The 18,011-nt window shown below is 62.9% G+C and carries 19 protein-coding genes; 9 read left to right on the plus strand and 10 right to left on the minus strand.

The features are described from left to right. Window positions 1-111: 111 nt before the first annotated feature. From G7064_RS20450 to G7064_RS20460, 4 genes are all read right to left on the minus strand, one after another. Window positions 112-726 carry a hypothetical protein gene (locus tag G7064_RS20450; RefSeq protein ID WP_133271144.1) on the minus strand — a complete coding sequence of 205 codons (615 nt, stop codon included), beginning with the start codon at window positions 724-726 and terminating at the stop codon, window positions 112-114. 1 nt (window position 727) lies between these two features. Next, complete coding sequence (locus G7064_RS20455) at window positions 728-1,984, minus strand: TolC family protein (protein WP_133271145.1); 1,257 nt, start codon at window positions 1,982-1,984, stop codon at window positions 728-730. 100 nt (window positions 1,985-2,084) lie between these two features. After that, complete coding sequence (locus tag G7064_RS22590) at window positions 2,085-2,162, minus strand: heavy metal-binding domain-containing protein (RefSeq protein ID WP_240935919.1); 78 nt, start codon at window positions 2,160-2,162, stop codon at window positions 2,085-2,087. Between the two features lie 53 nt (window positions 2,163-2,215). Next, a complete protein-coding gene (locus G7064_RS20460; RefSeq protein WP_166075258.1) occupies window positions 2,216-2,455 on the minus strand; it encodes a hypothetical protein in 240 nt (79 codons plus the stop codon). Between G7064_RS20460 and G7064_RS20465 the strand changes: the two genes are divergently transcribed. Continuing rightward, on the plus strand, window positions 2,447-2,590 hold the full coding sequence (locus G7064_RS20465) for a hypothetical protein (RefSeq protein ID WP_166075259.1): 144 nt from the start codon (window positions 2,447-2,449) through the stop codon (window positions 2,588-2,590). The genes G7064_RS20460 and G7064_RS20465 overlap by 9 nt on opposite strands. Window positions 2,591-2,684: 94 nt before the next feature. On the opposite strand, the gene G7064_RS20470 is transcribed toward G7064_RS20465, so the two are convergent. From G7064_RS20470 to G7064_RS20485, 5 genes are all read right to left on the minus strand, one after another. Beyond that, window positions 2,685-3,416 carry a DUF305 domain-containing protein gene (locus G7064_RS20470; protein WP_166075260.1) on the minus strand — a complete coding sequence of 244 codons (732 nt, stop codon included), beginning with the start codon at window positions 3,414-3,416 and terminating at the stop codon, window positions 2,685-2,687. A 50-nt stretch (window positions 3,417-3,466) separates the two neighbouring features. Continuing rightward, a complete protein-coding gene (locus G7064_RS20475) occupies window positions 3,467-4,426 on the minus strand; it encodes a heavy metal-binding domain-containing protein (protein WP_133271149.1) in 960 nt (319 codons plus the stop codon). A gap of 68 nt (window positions 4,427-4,494) precedes the next feature. After that, entirely contained in the window at window positions 4,495-4,626 is a 132-nt protein-coding gene (locus tag G7064_RS22830; protein WP_261990500.1) for a hypothetical protein, read from the minus strand. A 135-nt stretch (window positions 4,627-4,761) separates the two neighbouring features. Further along, window positions 4,762-5,244, minus strand: a complete 483-nt coding sequence (locus G7064_RS20480; protein WP_166075262.1) for a hypothetical protein — start codon at window positions 5,242-5,244, stop codon at window positions 4,762-4,764. Between the two features lie 286 nt (window positions 5,245-5,530). Next, a complete protein-coding gene (locus G7064_RS20485; protein WP_240935915.1) occupies window positions 5,531-6,505 on the minus strand; it encodes a DUF1259 domain-containing protein in 975 nt (324 codons plus the stop codon). Window positions 6,506-6,817: 312 nt separating this feature from the next. Here G7064_RS20485 and G7064_RS20490 point away from each other — a divergent pair, with 312 nt between their 5' ends. From G7064_RS20490 to G7064_RS20520, 7 genes are all read left to right on the plus strand, one after another. Then, the gene (locus G7064_RS20490; protein ID WP_166075263.1) at window positions 6,818-9,091 is read left to right on the plus strand and encodes a heavy metal translocating P-type ATPase; all 2,274 of its coding nucleotides are present in this window, start codon (window positions 6,818-6,820) and stop codon (window positions 9,089-9,091) included. A gap of 40 nt (window positions 9,092-9,131) precedes the next feature. Continuing rightward, window positions 9,132-9,473 (plus strand): cupredoxin domain-containing protein, encoded by a 342-nt coding sequence (locus G7064_RS20495; protein WP_240935916.1) that lies wholly within the window; start codon window positions 9,132-9,134, stop codon window positions 9,471-9,473. Between the two features lie 27 nt (window positions 9,474-9,500). Next, on the plus strand, window positions 9,501-10,112 hold the full coding sequence (locus G7064_RS20500) for a helix-turn-helix domain-containing protein (RefSeq protein ID WP_240935917.1): 612 nt from the start codon (window positions 9,501-9,503) through the stop codon (window positions 10,110-10,112). 100 nt (window positions 10,113-10,212) lie between these two features. Further along, entirely contained in the window at window positions 10,213-10,827 is a 615-nt protein-coding gene (locus G7064_RS20505; protein WP_166075266.1) for a DUF305 domain-containing protein, read from the plus strand. 220 nt (window positions 10,828-11,047) lie between these two features. Beyond that, window positions 11,048-11,683 (plus strand): DUF305 domain-containing protein, encoded by a 636-nt coding sequence (locus tag G7064_RS20510; protein ID WP_166075268.1) that lies wholly within the window; start codon window positions 11,048-11,050, stop codon window positions 11,681-11,683. Between the two features lie 73 nt (window positions 11,684-11,756). Beyond that, the gene (locus G7064_RS20515) at window positions 11,757-12,740 is read left to right on the plus strand and encodes a DUF4396 domain-containing protein (RefSeq protein ID WP_133270988.1); all 984 of its coding nucleotides are present in this window, start codon (window positions 11,757-11,759) and stop codon (window positions 12,738-12,740) included. Between the two features lie 501 nt (window positions 12,741-13,241). Beyond that, complete coding sequence (locus tag G7064_RS20520) at window positions 13,242-15,452, plus strand: TonB-dependent receptor family protein (RefSeq protein ID WP_165963409.1); 2,211 nt, start codon at window positions 13,242-13,244, stop codon at window positions 15,450-15,452. Between the two features lie 385 nt (window positions 15,453-15,837). On the opposite strand, the gene G7064_RS20525 is transcribed toward G7064_RS20520, so the two are convergent. Continuing rightward, window positions 15,838-16,362, minus strand: coding sequence for a ferritin (locus tag G7064_RS20525; RefSeq protein WP_133270990.1), 525 nt, complete (start codon window positions 16,360-16,362; stop codon window positions 15,838-15,840). Window positions 16,363-16,789: 427 nt separating this feature from the next. Here G7064_RS20525 and G7064_RS20530 point away from each other — a divergent pair, with 427 nt between their 5' ends. After that, on the plus strand, window positions 16,790-17,989 hold the full coding sequence (locus G7064_RS20530) for a di-heme oxidoredictase family protein (RefSeq protein ID WP_166075269.1): 1,200 nt from the start codon (window positions 16,790-16,792) through the stop codon (window positions 17,987-17,989). Window positions 17,990-18,011 lie beyond the last annotated feature (22 nt).

Here is an 18,011-nt window from a genome sequence, read left to right on the forward strand (position 1 = left end):
GCTCGCGGGGGCGGCGGCCCCGTGGTCTTCCCCCCGTGGCCGAGCACCGCAGCGGGTGGGGGCAGCAGCACGGTGAGCACCAGCGTAGTGGCGGCCGCGGCGGCGAGGAATTTATGCTTGGTTTTCATAGACTGCAGGGGTAGGCGTGGAAATGGACTCTTCCGCGCGGCGTGGGCGGCGGCGCAGCAGCAGGGCCGTCAGGCCAATGCCGAGGGCAAAGGCGCCCACCAGGGCCAGCACGGTCTTCCAGGAGGAAAACGGAGAGGCAGCTACCGGCGCGGCAGCGGCTACGGGCAGCTTTTGGCCGACCTTGATGCCTTCGAGCAGCAGCAGATCCGCTTGCTCCCCGGCCACGATGTTGGCCGTGAAGCTGTAGGTCTTGTTAGCCGGAAACTCCCCTTCCACCAGGTAAATGCCGGGTTCTTGCTCCGTCACGGCCCACTTTAGGTTCGCATCTTCCGGGTTGGTCAGGGTCAGCTTGGCGCCCTTGATGGGGGCGTTGGTGGCGTAGTCCGACAGGAACAGCCGCAGGTCGGCGGGCTGGCCGCCGTCCAGCGGCGCGTAGCGCAGCAGCACTTCGAACTGTTCGGACAGGGCCGCCACGGAAAAGGAGGTGGCCCCGGCGGGGGTGCCGGCTTGGGCTCCCTCGCCGTGGTCTTCGCCCCCGTGGGCGTGGGCGCGGCTCACGAGCAGCAAACCCAGCAGTAGCATCAGCAGTTGTTTCATCTTATTCGCCTCGCAGGTAGTTAAGCTCCACCAGCGCCTGCTGGTAGTCGCGGATGGTCGTCAGGTAAGTTTGTTGAATGGTGAAGGCCTGATTCAGACTTTGGATCAGGAACAGGTAGCTGATTTCGCCCGCCCGAAACAGGCGCTGGGACTGGCTGATGATGGCCTGGGCCTGGGGCACGCCGGTCTGCTCGTAGTACGCGAGGGAGGTCGAAAACTTGCGCGTGTCCGCCAGCGCCTGCTGGTACTGGCTGCCCAGCTCCAGGCGCTGGGTTTGCAGCTGGTAGTCGGCGGAGCGCGCGCGGGCCGTGGCCGCCTGCAGCTGGGAGCGGTAGGTCCAGAACCAGATCGGCACCGACACGCCAAATTGAAAGCGGTACTTGAGAGCCGAGTTTTCAAAGGCCTGATTCTGATAGCCTACCGTCAGCGCCGGCGTGCGCCGGGCCCGCACCAGGCTGATGCCGGACTGGCTCAGGGCCACGCCCTGGGTGGCGTAGGCCAGGGCCGGGCTGCGCAGCAGAGCGCTGCTGTCTTCCAGGGGCAAACTGCTAAGCAGGGCTGCTCCCGTTTGGGTGAGCGCCCGGCCCGTTTGGCGCAGGTCGGTGCTCGCCACCAGCGTCGCCGTGGGCTGGCCCAGCAGCAGCCCCAGGCGGCGCTGGGCGGCGCGCAGATCGTCGGTGGCCTGCTGCAGCTGCACGGTTATCTGCCGGGCCTCGGCGTCGGTGCTGATGCGCTGCAGGGAGGTGACTTCCCCGGCCGCGAACAGCCGGTCCGTGGCCAGGCGCAGGGCCCGATACAAGCTGTCCTGGGCCGTGAACTGCCGCACTTGCGCCGCGGCGAACTGCAGGTTCAGGTACGCCAGCCGGGTGTCGCGCAGCACGCTGGCGCGGCTGACCTCGCGGTTGCGCTCGGCCAGGGTGATGCCGGCCTGGGCCACTTGGCGCTGCCGCCGGTACACGTTGGGCAGGTCAATGGTTTGCACCACGCCCGGGGCCCACATCTCGCCCGTGGGCGCCGCCAACAGAAAGTCGGGGTTAGCGGGCGCGAAGGAGCCACGTTTGAGGGCGCGCTGCTCGGCGATTTCTTCGTCGGCCTGGCGCAGCCGCGGGTGGCGGCGCAGGGTCTGGGCCTCGGCGCTGTCCAGGCTAAGGACCGTTTGCGCCCGCGCTGGCCCGGTGCCGAAGCCCAGCAGCCCCAGCACGAGCCCGAGCAGGGGAAGCCTCCTCCAACCTATTCCTTTCATTTCAGGGTACTTCATACAATCAGGTTTTAACTCGCCTGCGCGCCGTCCCCTGCCAGCAGAGGACGGCGCGTGGCCCAAAGGCCGGGGTCAGGATGCTGTCCCCGGCCGACGTTGCTTAGCTCTTTTTAACCAGGGCCATGCCGCACTTGGGGCAGCTGCCGGGCTTGTCGCTGGCACTGCCTTCGCACTGCATGGGGCAGAGGTAGGCGGCCCCCACGGCCTTCGCCGGCGCGGCCGTGGTCGCGTTCAGCTTCTCAAACCGCGCCGACAGGGTCTTGCCCCCGCTTTCAGGTTGACGATGGCCGTGCGTAGGGCCGTGCCGGCGGGCAGCTTGGCCACCAGGTGGTCCCCGGTTGGGGTGAGCGCCACGGTGCTGGTTTTATTGGCCGTGGTCAGCAGCATAACCGAGCCGGTCGGCCGGGTGGTGGTAACCGTCGCCTCGTTGGCGTCGAGCAGGTACACGTGGAGCTCCGTGGGGTGCTGCACGAGTTCGATGTGCAGGGTGCCGGCCGTGCGTACGATGCCGCCGTGGGGGGACTTATGGGCGTGCGATTCGCCCGCGGCTTTGTGGCCGTGCGGCGCGGTGTTGGGCTTGTGGCTGTGCTGGGCCGACAGGGATAGGGGAGCGGCGAGCAGCGCGGCGGCTACCAGGAGGTGGGAGAATTTCATGGAGAGGGGGGTAAGAAAGGTAAAGAGAGGTGAGGGGCCGCAGGGCCTACATTTTGTCGCCGTTTTTGGCGTGCCAGTCCTTGAACTGCTGGATTTCTTTCTGCTGCGCGGCGATCATCTGCTGCGCCATTTCTTTGAGCTTGGTGTCCTTGCCGTGGGCCAGCTCGGCCTGGGCCATGTCCACGGCGCTCTGGTGGTGCACCGTCATCATCATGTTAAAGTTCATGTCCGGGTCAGCGACCGGCTTCTGCATGTTCTGCATCATGCCGTCCATCGACGCCTTCATCTTGCTGGTGAAGGGGTCCGTAGGATCAGTGGGCTTATAGTTGGTCGGGGCGTTATCGAGGCGGGTAGCTACGGCTTCGAGCTCAGCGATTTCCTTTTGCTGGTCAGCTTTAATTTTCTCCGCCATCTGGCGCATCGTCGCGTCTTTACCGTCGCGAAGCTCGATGTCGGCCATAGCCACGGCCCCACGGTGGTGCTCCAGCATATGGTGGGCAAAGTCGTGATCCGTGTTGCCCTTCATCGGAATGGCTTCCATCTTGCGCATCATCTCGTTCATGGACGCCATTAGGGGGGAAGTGCTGCCCGCGGCGGCGCTGCTATCATGCCCCATAGCTGAGTGGTCCATGCCGGCCATGTCCCCGGAAGCGGCGCCTTCCGTAGCCGTTGTTTCGGTCGTCGTGGCCGAAGAATCAGCCGCCTTGTCGCTGGTGCAGCTGGCGACCAGCAGGGTGCCTGAGCAGAGGGCGGCGAGGAAAAAGGTGGAGTGTTTCATACGGGTTGGTTGAGTGAGGTGAAAGGGAGCCCAGGACGAGCCGCGGCCCGTTAGCTGACGGCGGGGCCGCCGACGTTAATGGTGAAGTCGCCGGTGTGAATCTTGCCCCCGTGGTTGAACTGCAGGAAGACGCGGTAGAGGCCGGGCTTCTCGAAGTTGGTGTTGAAGCCGATGGTAGGGCCCTTGTCAGCCTGGTCGTTGGGGTGCACGTGCAGGTACTGCTCCGTGTCCTCGCTGATCACTACCACGTGGCCCAGGGCGCCGAGGTAGTTCTCCAGGTTCGTCACGGGCTGCCCGCCCCGGGTGATGTTGATTTTCATGCCCAGCAGCTGGCCCGTTTGCAGGGGCTTGTCAAAGGAGAGCGTGGCCTGGTAGCCGTCCTTGTCCCACTGCATGTCGTCGTTTTTAAACTTAACCGGCGTGTAGGCCGGGCCCTTGACCGTCAGGGGCTGACGACCCAGCTGGTGGCCAGCGCCCGTGGGCGTGTAGTCCTGAAACAGCACGTAGTCGCCGCCCTTGGGGAAGGTGTATTGTACCTTGTAGTCGCCCTCGGCGGTGTACTCGGGGTGCTCGTGGTAGAACTGGCCCAGGTCCTTGGAAACGATGATTAGGTGAATCTTCTTCTCGTGGACCACGGCCAGCGGCACGGGGGCCGACTCATTACCCGTTTCGCGGGGCGTGAACGCCAGCGTAGTGGGCTGCCCGGCGGTGACCTCCGTGGGGGTCGGCACGAGCTTCATCTCGTAGGCTTTACCATTGGCTACCTGATCGTTGTGCTCCAGGTTCATGCCGCACTTGGGGCACTTGTCCCCCTCCTTGGTGCTGGTCACCTCCGGGTGCATAGGGCAGGCGTAGGTGTGGCCGCCGCTGTGCTCGGCAGTACCTTCGGCCGGGCCGTTGGTGGGCGTAGTGACGGTGTTGGTGGCGCTGCTGGACGCGGATTCGGACGAGCAGCTGGCCGTGGTGAGCAGGCTGGCTACAGCCAGCAGGGAAAGCGGGTAGCGGTACATAAAGAGGGGATTGAGGGTTAAACAGGGGGCCACTTAGAAGGTAAGCAGCCCGGGGCTCCGCCGGGGCGTTAAGCCTGCCATTGCTGCCAGAGCACGAAGCCCAGCACGGCGGCCACCCCAGCGTAGAGCAGGTAGGAAAGTAGGCGGCGTACCGGCCCCCGGGGGGGAGGAGCGCCCGCTTCTTGGCAACAACTCTTCATTGTCGGGCGGGTAAACCAGGAAGAAAAGGGGAAGGTGGGGGAGCGCACGTAGGCGCTCGGAGGACACGCCAACGCAAAGGCTCGCCCCGGACATAGCATAGCTATCCCGGGGCGAGCCTTTGGCACGTCAAGGAATCAGACCGTCAGGGACTGAATGAAAATCCGGATATCGGGTATTTTGGGGGGCAGGTGCTCGCGGAGCACCAAAACGACCGCGTGGGTGCGGTCCCACTGGCCGGCGGCCGGCCGGAAAAAGAAGTCGGTGCTGGCCGGCAGCAGGGCCGGAGCGGACGATACTAGGTGCTTTTCACCGGGCGTCGCGAGCGCCTTGAGGATAGCGGCCGAGTTATCCTGGCAGCAGTCCTGCTGGTCGGAAGACTTGGTCGACTGGTGGTCGTGCGCGGGCTTGGCTTTCACCAGTACTTGCCCGGCCGCTGCCGGGTCGTGGCCGTGGCAGCCGGGGTGCGTGGGCTGCTTTGAAGCAGTAGCCTGGGTTTGTGGCGCGACGGGCCCCGGATTTATCGCTGCGCAGTAACACTGACCCACAAACACGTTGACGAAGACGAGCAGGAAGCTCGTCGCCAGCAAACGGCGGAACAGGAACAGGCTACGAAACATAACAGGTGCTAAGCAGCTGCAAAACTAGGCTTCTGCGCATAAAGTGCAGCACTACTCCTTTACTGTTATTTCCTGGGAAGAGTTCCAGCGCGGGCCGATCGCCCCCTGGATCCAAGGGTCAAATATGCTTTCTACAAGGCGTATGACAAGTTCCTGCCTATTGGATAATCCGCGAAGAGCGTGGGCGACCGCAAAATTATGCAAGCGTGAGACCCAATTATATAAATCGGTGTCGGCGAAGAAAGACCCCTTGCACCCCGTAACTCCCCGGCTGCAGCCCCTTTAATTAATGCTTCAGGGGCCCGCCGGCCGGTAGTTTCCCCTTGCCGAGTTGGTCCAGGGCGGCTCGGAACCCAGCCGCCAGTTGCGCCGCCGGGCCGCGACCGTAGTAGTGCAAAAACATCATCCGGGGCTGGTCGAAGAGCATGTGGTTGTGCACGGCCACCACTTCCAAGTTGTGGGCCCGCAGGACCTTAATGACGGGGTTCACCTCGTGCTCCAGCATAGCGATGTCGCCGGCAATGTGGCTATCGGCTTGCTTGCCGGCGAAGGCGGCCCAGGAGTTGAGCCCAATGGCGGCGGTCATCTCGGTGCCCATCATGATGGATTGCAGGTCGGCCCGGCCCACGGTGTACTTGTAGGTGGAACCGTTTACTACACCCGGGTAGCCCACGAGCTTATCGAGGGCCGGCAGCTCGAACAGCTCCTTGCCGGTGGGCGGACCGGCGCTGGGCGTGGCGTTGTTACCCGGCTGCGCGGGCGTGGCCGCCACGGTAGACTTCGGTTGATTGGCCGGCAGCAGCTTGGAGTCTTTCAGGGCCGCAGCAAACTTTCTGGCTAGCTCGGCGGGGCTGCCCATGCCGTGGATGTGCATGTAGAAGATGCGGGGCTCCTCGTAGAATAAGTGGTTGTGCACGGCCCCAATTTCCAGCCCCTGCGCCTGAGCCGCCGACATCAAGGGATTCACTTCCTCCTGCAGCAGCACCGTGTCGCTCATGAGCATGGCCGACTTGCCGTCGAGGGTGTGCTTAATGGCCACCCAGCCGCCAAAGCCAAACGAGATGGGCACGGGCTCGCCTTTGATGGTTACCTTCAAATCGTTACGCGGCAGTGGGGTGGTATGCGTGGCCTGGGCTTCCACGTAGGTGCCTTTCTTGCCCGGCGCGGCTTCAATGGCCGCTATTTCCGCGGCCGTGAGGGTCGGGGTTTTAGCGGCGACCGGGGCCGCTCCACTAGCCGGAGCTGGCAGGGAGCCCAGCAAGACCGGGGTGGTAGCCAGCGCGGCCGTCTTGAGCCAGGCACGGCGGGAAAAGCGGGAATCAGTTATATAGCAGGGCTAGAACAGCGTTACACGGCAGTTTATACTCAGCCTACGTAGAGCACCAGCAGACAGTACAGCGGATTGGCTTTAGCCCTACCCCTATCCACCGGAACAGCACTTCAAATTATGCAAGTTTGAGGAAGGATTTCGTACCAACTCCGGGCGTAACCCGCCGTTCCTTTGTAGGGTGTTTATGGGGCCCGTTCAGTTGCTACGTTGAACCTGTCCGGCACCCTTTGCCTCTACCCTCTTATGGAACCTACCACTAAAACCGAGACCCTCGACATTGAAGGCATGACCTGCGCCTCCTGCGCCTCCTTCGTCGAAAAGTCCCTGACCCGTACGCCCGGCGTGCAGCGGGCTGTAGTCAACTTTGCCACGGAGAAAGCCACCGTGGATTACGTGCCCACCCAGGCTACTCCCGCCACGCTGAAGGAAGCCGTCGTGAACGCCGGCTACGGCGTCACCGAGCGCGCCCCCGACACCTCGGCTGCTGACCGGCAGGCTGAAATCGACCAGCAGAAGGCGCTGGCCTACCAAAAGCTTAAGCGCCGCTTCTGGGTAGCGACCGCCTTGGCCGTCGTCATCATGCCCCTGAGTATGCTCATGCTGTGGCCGGCCCTGATGGCGCGCATCAACATGCAGTGGCTCAACTACGGCCTGCTCGTGCTCACCCTGCCCGTGCTCTTCTACAGCGGCCGCGAGTTCTTTACTTCGGCCTGGAACGGCTTCAAGCACCGGGCCGCCAATATGGATACCCTCATTGCCGTGGGTACGGGCGCGGCTTTTCTCTATAGCCTGGCGGCCACGGTAGCACCCGACTGGTTTATGCGCCGCGGGCTGATGCCCGAAGTGTACTACGACACCACCGCCACCATCATCGCCCTGATTCTGCTGGGCAAGGTGTTGGAGCTGCGCGCCAAAACCCAGACCTCGGCGGCCATCAAAGCCCTGATGGGGCTGCAGGCCAAAACCGCCCGCGTGGTGCGGCCTGGGGGCCAGGAAGTGGACGTGCCCATTGAGCAGGTTCAACTTGGCGACCTCGTCGTGGTGCGCCCGGGCGAGAAGGTGGCCACCGATGGCCTCATCGAGGAAGGCCACTCGGCCGTGGATGAGGCCATGCTCACCGGCGAGAGCCTGCCGGTGGAAAAGAAAACGGGGGACCCCGTCTTCGGGGCGACCCTCAACAAAACGGGTTCCTTCCGCTTCCGCGTCACCAAGGTGGGCGCCGACACCATGCTCGCGCAGATTGTGAAGCTGGTGGAGGATGCCCAGGGGAGCCGGGCGCCTATCCAGCGCCTGGCCGACAAGGTCAGCGCCATCTTCGTGCCCACGGTCGTGGTCATTGCCATCCTCACCTTTGTGCTCTGGTTTGATCTGGCGCCGGTAGAAGCCCGTCTGCCGCTGGCCCTGGTCAACTTCGTGGCCGTGCTCATCATTGCTTGTCCCTGCGCGCTGGGCCTGGCCACGCCCACAGCCATCATGGTCAGCACCGGCAAAGGGGCTGAACACGGCGTGCTGATTCGCAACGCTGAAGCACTGGAGAAGGCTTATAAAGTGAACACGGTGCTGCTCGATAAAACCGGCACCATCACCCGCGGGGAGCCGGCCGTCACGGACTTTGTGCCGGCGGATGGGCAGGACGCGGGCCAGCTCCTGCAGGTGGTAGCGGCCGTAGAGCGGCAGAGTGAGCACCCGCTGGCGGAAGCCGTGGTGCGCTACGCCGATGCCCAGCAGGCCACGGTGATTTCCGCCACGGGTTTCCAGGCCATCGAAGGCAAAGGGGCGCAGGCGTCCGTGAATGGGCAGGCGGTGCTCATCGGTAATGCGCGCCTACTCGCGGACGCTGACATTACCCTCTCTCCGGCCGTGCGTCGTCAGGCTGAGGAGTTGCTCACCCAGGCCAAGACTGTGTTATATGTCGCCATCAACAAGCAGGCCGTGGGTCTTATCGGCGTGGCCGACACCGTGCGCGAGTCGTCAGCGGTGGCCATCAAACGGCTGCAGGCGATGGGGATTGAGGTGGTGATGATGACGGGTGACAACCCCCAGACGGCGGCCCAGGTGGCCGGACAAGTCGGCATTAAGCGTTTCTTCGCCGAGGTGCTGCCCAGCGGCAAGGCCGGCAAAGTGAAAGAGTTGCAGGCCGAAGGGCGCACCGTGGCTATGGTCGGCGACGGCATCAACGACGCGCCCGCCCTGGCGCAGGCCGACATTGGCCTGGCCATGGGCGGGGGCACGGACGTGGCGATGGAAGCAGCCGGCATCACGCTCATGCGCTCCGACCTGAACGGCGTGGTCACGGCCATTGACCTGTCGCGGCAAACCATCCGTACCATCAAGCAGAACCTGTTTTTTGCCTTCATCTACAACACGCTGGGTATTCCCATCGCCGCCGGGCTGCTGTACCCCTTCTTTGGGCTGCTGCTCTCGCCTATGCTTGCCGCCGCCGCCATGGCGCTAAGCTCGGTGTCAGTGCTCACCAACTCGCTGCGCCTGCGCGGCTTCTCCCCCGTTAAAAACTAAGTTTATGGATATCGCCGAAATCATCGTGACCCTGACGGGCGTGGCCCTGTCCGGGTTTGTCATCTGGTACTTCTTCTTCTCTGCGCGCCAGACGGCCAGCGCCGTCTCTTCCTCCAGCGGGGTGCAGGAGGTGGACATCACCGTCAAGGGTGGCTACTCGCCCGACGTGATTGAAGTGGAGCGCGGCAAGCCCGTGCAGCTGAGCTTCTACCGGGATGAGGAAAACTCCTGCTCGGAGGAGCTGCTCATGCCCGACTTCAGCATCCGCCGCGACCTGCCCGCCTTCAAGACCACCCTGGTAGAACTGCTGCCCCAGCAGCCTGGCACCTTTCCCTTCACCTGCGGCATGGGCATGCTGCGCGGCAGTCTGGTCGTTAAATAAGTGCGTATTCCTGCCATGTCGCACCACGTGAACCCCTCGCACATGCTGCCAGCGCCCGGCACCCGGCGCTTGCTGATTAAAAACATGGTCTGCCCCCAGTGCATCCGCGTGGTGCGCGAGGACTTGAGTGCACTGGGTTTGCAGGTGCACCACGTGGCCCTGGGCGAGGCCGACGTGACCGTGCCCGGGGAGGCCGAGCCGGACTGGGACGCGATTCGCGCGACCCTGCTGGAAGCGGGCTTTGCCCTGCTGGAAGACCCCCGGGCGCAGCTGGTGGAACAAATTAAAACCCACCTGGTCACCCTCATTCACTACCCACCACCGGGCCCGCGCCTGCTCAACTACTCGGACTCCATCGTTGAGCAGCTGGGCCGCGACTACCACTACCTGTCCCACCTGTTTTCGGCGGAGGAAGGCCTCACTATTGAGAAGTTCATCATCCGCCAGAAGGTGGAGCGGGCCAAGGAGCTCATCGGCTACGGCGAGTTGACCATCGCCGAAGTGGCCCAGCAGCTGGGCTACAGCAGCCCGGCTCACCTCTCGCGGCAGTTTCGGCAGGTGACGGGCCTCACGCCCTCCGAATTTCAAAAGCTGGGACCGGCCAGCGCCGCCCGCCGCAGCCTGGACTCCTTGGTGTAGGTCGCTAAATTATGCAAGAGAAAAGGCCGATGGCATAAAAACCGGGGCAGTAAGCGGGGGGTTTGTATGGCTCACCCTTATCCCCCCCTTTCCCGTGAATATGTTCCGCCTTTTCCGATTGCCCTTGTTGTCACTGCTCGTTATTAGCGTCCTGTGCACGGCCTGTCAAAAGGGCCACGACATGGACGACATGGCTATGGACAGCGCCTACATGAACATCATGATGGACATGATGACGCAGATGGATGCGCAGGGTAAAACGCAGGACCCCGATCACGACTACGCTGCCCAGATGGTCCTGCACCACGAGGCCGCCATCTTGATGGCGGAAGAGCAGCTGCGGACGGGCACCAACCAGGAAATGAAAACCACGGCTCAAGCCATTATTACCAAGCAACGCGCCGAAATCGCACAGTTCAACGCCTTCCTGAACGGGCACCAGCCCATGCCGCCCTTAGTTTCGCAGTTCAACCAGCTGCAGAAAACCAACATGGACAAAATGATGGCCGCCAGCGACGCCCGCAGCATGACTGGTAAGCCCGACGTTGACTTTGCCCAGCTCATGGTCGACCACCACCAAGCAGCCATCGACAACTCCGAGGCCCTGCTGCAGTACGGGCGCAACTCCACCACTCGCGCCCTGGCCCAGGCCATTATTGCCGACCAGCGCCAGGAAATTGCGGCGCTCCAGAATTGGCTCACGCGCAATCGTTAGTCCCGGCTTACCCACCAACAAAGGCAGCTCCCAACGAGCTGCCTTTTTGCGTTTGGGGTGCTGGTAATGCCGCGAGCGTTGCGCCGCTCGGCCACAGCGACTGCGTAAGCGATTGATAGCCAGCGGGAAATTATGCAAGCAGAAGTGGGTAGAAAATAAATCCACGGCGCTGTAGGGCCGTTTTGGTAGGTATCTATGTCTCACTAATTTACTACCTGCTATGAATAAGTTTTTTCGCTTCCCCCTCCTCGCGCTGAGTTTACTGAGCGTCAGCCTCTCGATGGTCAGTTGCAGTAAAGATGAGGGGGGCTTGGTCCTCGTCACTCCCCACGATGCGAGCCCGTACATGCGTAACATGCACGAGGGGATGGCCCTGATGGAGTCAATGCAAAAAACCCAGGATCCGGACAACGATTATGCGAGCATGATGATTGTGCATCACCAGATCGCCATCAAAAACAGCCAGGAAGAGCTCCGCAGCGGCAAGGACAGCGAAATGAAGGCCATGGCGCAGATGATTATTGCCAAGCAGGAGGCGGAGATCGCCCAGTTTCAGGCTTTCCTGGCGGGCCACCCCGCGCACGCCCCGGCCGTGCCGGCGTTCAATATGCTGCAAATGATGAACATGACGCAGATGATGCAGGCCGTCGATCTGCGCCCGCTAACGGGTAATCCGGATTTTGACTTTGCCCAGCTCATGGTCGATCACCACCAGGCGGCCATTGAGAACTCGGATGCGCTGCTCAAATACGGCCGGGAAAATGCGACCAGGGCCCTGGCCGAGCAAATCATTGCCGACCAAAAAATGGAAATCAAGGAATTGCAGGAGTGGCTGCTGGCCAATAAGAAATATTAGGCCCACTTTCCTCCTTTTTCAACGGCAGCGGGCTTTATAGCTCGCTGCTTTTTTTCATGTTACCCTTCTGCCCATGAACACGCACAATACCCCGTGGGCCCCCGCCTGGGCGCTCTGGCTGTGGTTCGCGCTCACGCTGGTCTCCGTGCTGTATGTGGCCTGGGACCTGTTTACCCGGACCCCGGAGATGAAGGTGATGAAGTGGGGCTGGGTGCTGGTGACCCTTTATACGGGGCCGGTAGGCCTGCTTATCTATTGGTTTTCTTGCCGCGAGTCGTCGCCCGGCACGCACGAGGCGTTTGTGGCACCGCTCTGGAAGCAGGCCGTAGGCTCCACGATCCACTGTGCGGCGGGCGACGCGACGGGCATTATCGTGGCCGCCGCTATCACGGGCTACTTCGGCCTGAGCATGGGCGTGGACATTTGGATCGAGTATGCCGCCGGCTTTGCCTTCGGCTTGTTCATCTTCCAGGCGCTGTTTATGAAGGACATGATGGGCATGAGCTACGGGCAAGCCCTGCGCCACTCTTTTCTGCCGGAGTGGATGTCGATGAACGCCATGATGGCCGGCATGCTGCCTACCATGGTCATTCTGATGAGCCGCGACATGCGCGCCATGGAAGCTGCCTCGCCCTGGTTCTGGGCGGCCATGTCGGCGGCAACCCTGGTGGGCGTGGTGGTTTCTTACCCGGTCAACTACTGGCTCGTTAAAAATCAGCTCAAGCACGGCATGGGTACCGAGCGGGCGTTGGGCAAAGGCGGCACGGCGGAAGAAGAAGTCAGTTTGCCGGCGCATGCTGGCCATTCCATGGCCAGCATGTCGCCCGCCCTGCCCCCGGCCGCTGCGCACGCGGGGCACACCAGGGCCGCGCTGCCCATGGATATGGCGGGCGGCGCCCAGGTATCGGGCTTGCGCAAGGCGATTGTCACCTTGCTTACGCTGCTCATGCTCGCGGTCGGCTACTGGCTGGCGGCCCGCTACGGGGACCTGTCGATGCGCCCGGGGACGCCCATGGAGGCCATGCCGGGCATGGACATGCCGGGCCACCGAATGTAAATAGCCCGCGGCCTTCTTTCTGGATAGGCCCTCCCGATGTTGGGCGCCTCGGCCGAGCCGGCCGAAGGCTGGATGACGCCCCTGCGCTTACTAGTACCGAGCCTTACTGATCCCACCACACCTTGTCCCGCAGGCCATCCAACGAGCCCTGCTGGGTTACTTCCGGGCCGGTGGTGGCGCGTTCGGTTTTGGGGTAGAGCAACCACCGCCCGCCAAGTGCTGCTGATCAGGCTGGTCTTGATTTTCCTGTGTAGCCTGTACTACTTGTTTAACTGCGCCCTAAAGTGAGCCCTGCGCCATTCCACTACGCCTACGGCCTAAGCTGTTACAGTGAGCAGCTGGAAATTATGCAAGCCATAGTTAAACTTTCTTTATTTGTACAAATTCTAAATAAATCTACCTTTGTGCCATTATTACCCCTAAGGCACTCTAATGACCCGTTTCGCGTACCCTAACCCTGCCTTTATTCTCGGCAGTCTTGCGCTTTCCACCCTACTTTGTTTGCCGTCGGCCCTAGCGCAGCAAACCCCCGTCGCGGATACCACCCGCCACCAGACCCTCAGCGAAGTCACCGTGACTGGCGCGGCTACGCACTTTGCGCCCCCAGTCGATGGGACGACGCTGACCGCCGGCCGCCGCAACGAGCTCATCAAGCCCCGCGAGGTCAATGCCAACCTGGTGCAGAACAACATGCGTCAGGTGATGGCCCGCATTCCCGGGCTGATGGTGTGGGAAAACGACGGCTCGGGGCAGCAGATCAACGTCGCCACGCGGGGCCTGAGCCCCAACCGCAGCTGGGAGTTCAACACCCGCCAGAACGGCTACGACATGAGTGCTGACGCCTTTGGCTACCCCGAGGCCTACTACAACCCGCCCATGGAAGCGGTGGAGCGCATCCAGCTGCTGCGGGGCGGGGCGGGCCTGCAGTTCGGCCCCCAGTTCGGCGGCCTGCTCAACTATGAGCTCAAGCGCGGCGCCCGCGACAAAAAAGTCGAGTTGGAAAGTAGCAACACGGCCGGCGCCAACGGCTTGTTTAACTCCTACAACGCCGTGGGCGGCACCGTGGGGAAGGTGAACTATTATGCCTACTACCGCCACCGCCAGGGCGACGGCTGGCGCCCTCATAACCAGTTCACCGTGGACGATGTGCACGGCAACGTGCACGTGGCCCTCACCGAGCGCCTGACCCTGAACGCCGAGCTCACGTACCTGACCAACCGGCTGCAGCAGCCCGGGGGCTTGACCGACGCGCAGTTCGCCCAGGACAGCCGCCAGAGCACCCGCGCCCGCAACTGGCTCAGCACCCCCTGGCTGATTCCGGCCCTCACGCTGGATTACCAGGCCAGTGCGCGCACCCGCCTGAATTTGAAAACCTTTGGCCTGGTGGCCTCGCGCAACAGCGTCGGCTTCGTGGCCGGCCTGCCGGCCCCGGACAGCGTGAACCGCCGCACCCGGCAGGTGGCCGCCCGCCAAGTGGACCGCGACGACTACCGCAACCTGGGCGCGGAACTGCGCCTGCTCCAGGACGTGGACCTGCTGGGCCGTACCCACACGCTGGCCACGGGCCTGCGGGCCTACCGCGCTACCACCGGGCGCCGGCAGCGGGGTACCGGCACCACGGGCGCGGACTATGACCTGACGCTCACGGGCGACGGCCGCTTCACCAACGAATTTGACTTTACCACCACCAATGCCGCCGCCTTTGCTGAGCTGCTGCTACACGCCGGTTCCCGCCTGAGCTTCACGCCGGGCGTGCGCTACGACTACCTGCGCAACACCGGCACCGGCTACCTGGGGCGCGCTGCCAACGGCAGCGAAAACCGCATTGCTGATCAGTCCAGCCAGCGCAATGTGCTGCTTTACGGCCTGGGCAGCGAGTTTCAGGTGTCGCCCACGACCAACCTGTATGCCAACTATTCGCGCGCTTTCCGGCCCGTGCTCTTCGGCGATTTGGTGCCCCCGGCCACCGCGGACGTCATCGATCCCAACCTGAAGGATGCGCGCGGCTATACTGCCGAGATCGGCTACCGCGGCAACTATAAGAACTGGGTGCGCTTCGACGTAGGTTACTTCTTTCTCAACTACGAAGACCGCATTGGCACCGTGCGGCGGCCCGTGCCGGGCGGCACTGTGGGCCAGACCCAACAGTTCCGCACCAACCTGGGCCGCACCCAAACGCACGGCCTGGAAGCCTACGCCGAGCTGGACTTGATTCATTCGATTACGGGCAACTTCAACTTGCCCCACCTGGACCTGTTTGCCGCGCTCAGCCTGCTCGACGCCCGGTATGGTAACCTGCCCGTGACCACGCTCACCGGCACGGGCGCCAGCACCCAGATTGTGGAAAGCAATCTGGAAGGAAAGTACGTGGAAAATGCCCCCCGCCAGACCCTGCGCACGGGCCTCACCTTCGCCCACCAGGGCTTGTCGGTGACGGGGCAGTTCAGTTACGTGGGCAAAGTGTACGCCGATGCTAGTAACACGGAGGAGCCGACGGCCAATGCCCAGACCGGGGCCATCCCGGCTTACCAGGTCGCCGACTTCTCCGCTACCTGGAAGCTGGGTCAGGAGGGCCGCTACCGGCTCAGCGGTGGGGTCAACAACGTGTTCGATGCCCGCTACTTTACCCGCCGGGCCGGCGGCTACCCCGGCCCCGGCATCCTGCCCGCCGATGGCCGCACCTGGTTTGCCGGCCTCGGCCTGACGCTGTAGCCGTGCGGGCGAACAGCGCAATTAAGCCAGACGAGGTGGGGTGAGGCTGAATCCGCGGGGGGTAGGAAATGGCCTGGGATGGGACCGCACGGGAGAGCCTACCCAGAAGCTGCCAGATAGCGGTGATGCCCTTTTGTTGAACAACATTTATGGATGCCCTGCCTACTTACTTACCCAGAAAACGCTTATTCCTGTCTGGGAACCTTTGCCAGAGCAAGACAATCAAAGCGTTAGCCGCCGTCCTCTAGCGGTTTTTGGGACGACATAAGAACGAGGCTGCCTACCTCAGGAGCTAAACAGAACAGAGGACCAGCGCCCCCCGCTGGTCCTCTGTTCTGTTTAGTAGACCGGCAAGGAGTAAAATCGCCAACGAACGAATTTGCCCTTAGTTAGGGGCGTTGCCCTTGGCGGCGACATGCCCGCGAAAGAGCAGGATATCTTTGTCGAAGAGGTAAATGCCGCTTTTGTCGTCGCCCACCAGTTCGAGCTTGTCGTTTAGCGTGCGGGCCAGGGCTTCCTCCTCCAACTGCTCCGAGACGTACCACTGCAAGAAGTTATGGGTGGCGAAGTCGCGCTCCTGCAGCGTGAGGCCCACCAACTCGTTGATGCTGGCCGAGACGGCGATTTCGTGCTGTAAAAAGTCCTGAAAGACCCGCTGCAGGGATTGGAAGGTAATGACGGGTTGGGCCAGGGCGGGCACGATGGCAAAGCCACCCCGTTCATTGACGTAGCGGATGAGCTTGAGCATGTGCACCCGCTCCTCCTGGCTTTGCTGGTAAAAGAAGGTGGTCACCCCGTCCAGACCGGGCTGAATTTCGGCCCAGGAGGCCATGGCCAAGTAGGCCTGGGACGATTGCGCTTCCATGGCAATCTGTTGGTTGAGCGCGTCTTTGATAGGGGCAGGGAGCATGGTCAGGCGGAGGAAGAAGACGATGAAGGGGGTCCTACGGGCGGGTCACGAGCCGCCTTTTTATCCCTACGTAATTCGCGCTCAAAGGGCTTCGGGCCTGGTCCAGCGCAACTCCTACCCCACTATTAGGCCTGATCATATGTACGACGATGGTCGGGCGACGTCCTGCTGGATTTGGTTGCCCTAACCCATGAACTATACGTCCTTCGTCTGCCCATCCTTCTTAAACCACCCCCTTCCGCGTTTACTACCCCTTGTTCCACGCGGCCTTCGCCGAGCGTCGCGCATTCGAAAAATTACTCTGGCAGCAACTCCTCGGAAAGACACAGTTTAGCAAACCCGAAACAAATTTTTAGATTAGTCTAAAAATAATTGATAGCTTTGGGAGTATCTCGGCCGAACCCCTGCCTGATACCCTCTTTAGCGTATGCGCCAGACCCGTTCTCTCTTGATTTGGCTGGCCCCAGCCCTCGCGCTGCTGTCTTCCTGCGAAACCCTGATGACCGGCCCCCCACCCGAGGACTCCCTCCTCGACGGCCCGGTGGCGGGCCTCACCACCGAGCAGTCGGGGCAGTTTTTGCGCGGCGACGTAGCCTTCAACGATGAGGTGTTTACCAGTGCCAACGGCCTGGGGCCGCTGTTCGTGAGCAACAGCTGCGGCAGCTGCCACGCCGGCGACGGCAAGGGCCACCCTGCTACCACGCTCACCCGCTTCGGGCAGGTGGACAGCACGGGCAATCCCTTCGCCGGGCGCCAGGGCCCCCAGCTCCAGCACCGCGCCTTGCCCGGCTTAATGCCCGAGGTGCTGCCGGCCGGCGTGGTCCACAGCCGCTTTACCCCCCCGGCTAACACCGGCCTGGGCTTCCTCGACGCCGTGCCCGACGACGCCCTGCTGGCCCTGGCCGATCCCAACGACCGCGACGGCGACGGCATCAGCGGCCGGCCCAACTGGATAACCGTGCCCGACTACGCCACCCTGCGGCCGGACGCCCGGCCCCGGGCGGGCAAGTACATCGGCCGCTTCGGCAAAAAAGCCGCCGCCTACGATTTGCTGCACCAAACGGCCTCGGCCTACAACCAGGACATGGGGGTCATCTCCTTTTTTGAAGACCGCGACCCGAACACTCACAACGTGCTCGACCCGGAGGTGAGCAACCAGAAAGTGCAGGACGTAGTGGCCTACCTCAAGTTCCTGAAAGCCCCCCAGCCCCGAGAAACCGAGCAGGCAGCCGTGCTAGCCGGTGAGCAGCTGTTTGTGCAGGTGGGCTGCGGCAAGTGCCACACGCCCGAGCTGCGCACCGGCGACTCCCCGGTAGCGGCCCTGGCTAACCGGCCCGTGCGGGCCTACACCGATCTGTTGCTGCACGACATGGGTCCCGGCCTTAACGACGGCTATACCGAAGGCAGCGCCCAGCCGGCCGAGTGGCGCACCCCGCCGCTCTGGGGCCTGGGTCTCTCACCCAACTCGCAGGGAGGCAGCTATTTCCTCTTGCACGACGGCCGTGCCCGCAGCATCGAAGCCGCCATCGCGCAGCACGGCGGTGAGGCCACGGGCAGCCGCGACCGGCACGACCGGCTCAGCGCCGCCGAGCAGCGCCAGCTGGTAGACTTTCTGAAAAGCTTGTAATCGGGCTCCCTTAACTATCACC

The organism is Hymenobacter sp. HDW8, assembly GCF_011305775.1.
Lineage (GTDB): Bacteria > Bacteroidota > Bacteroidia > Cytophagales > Hymenobacteraceae > Hymenobacter > Hymenobacter radiodurans.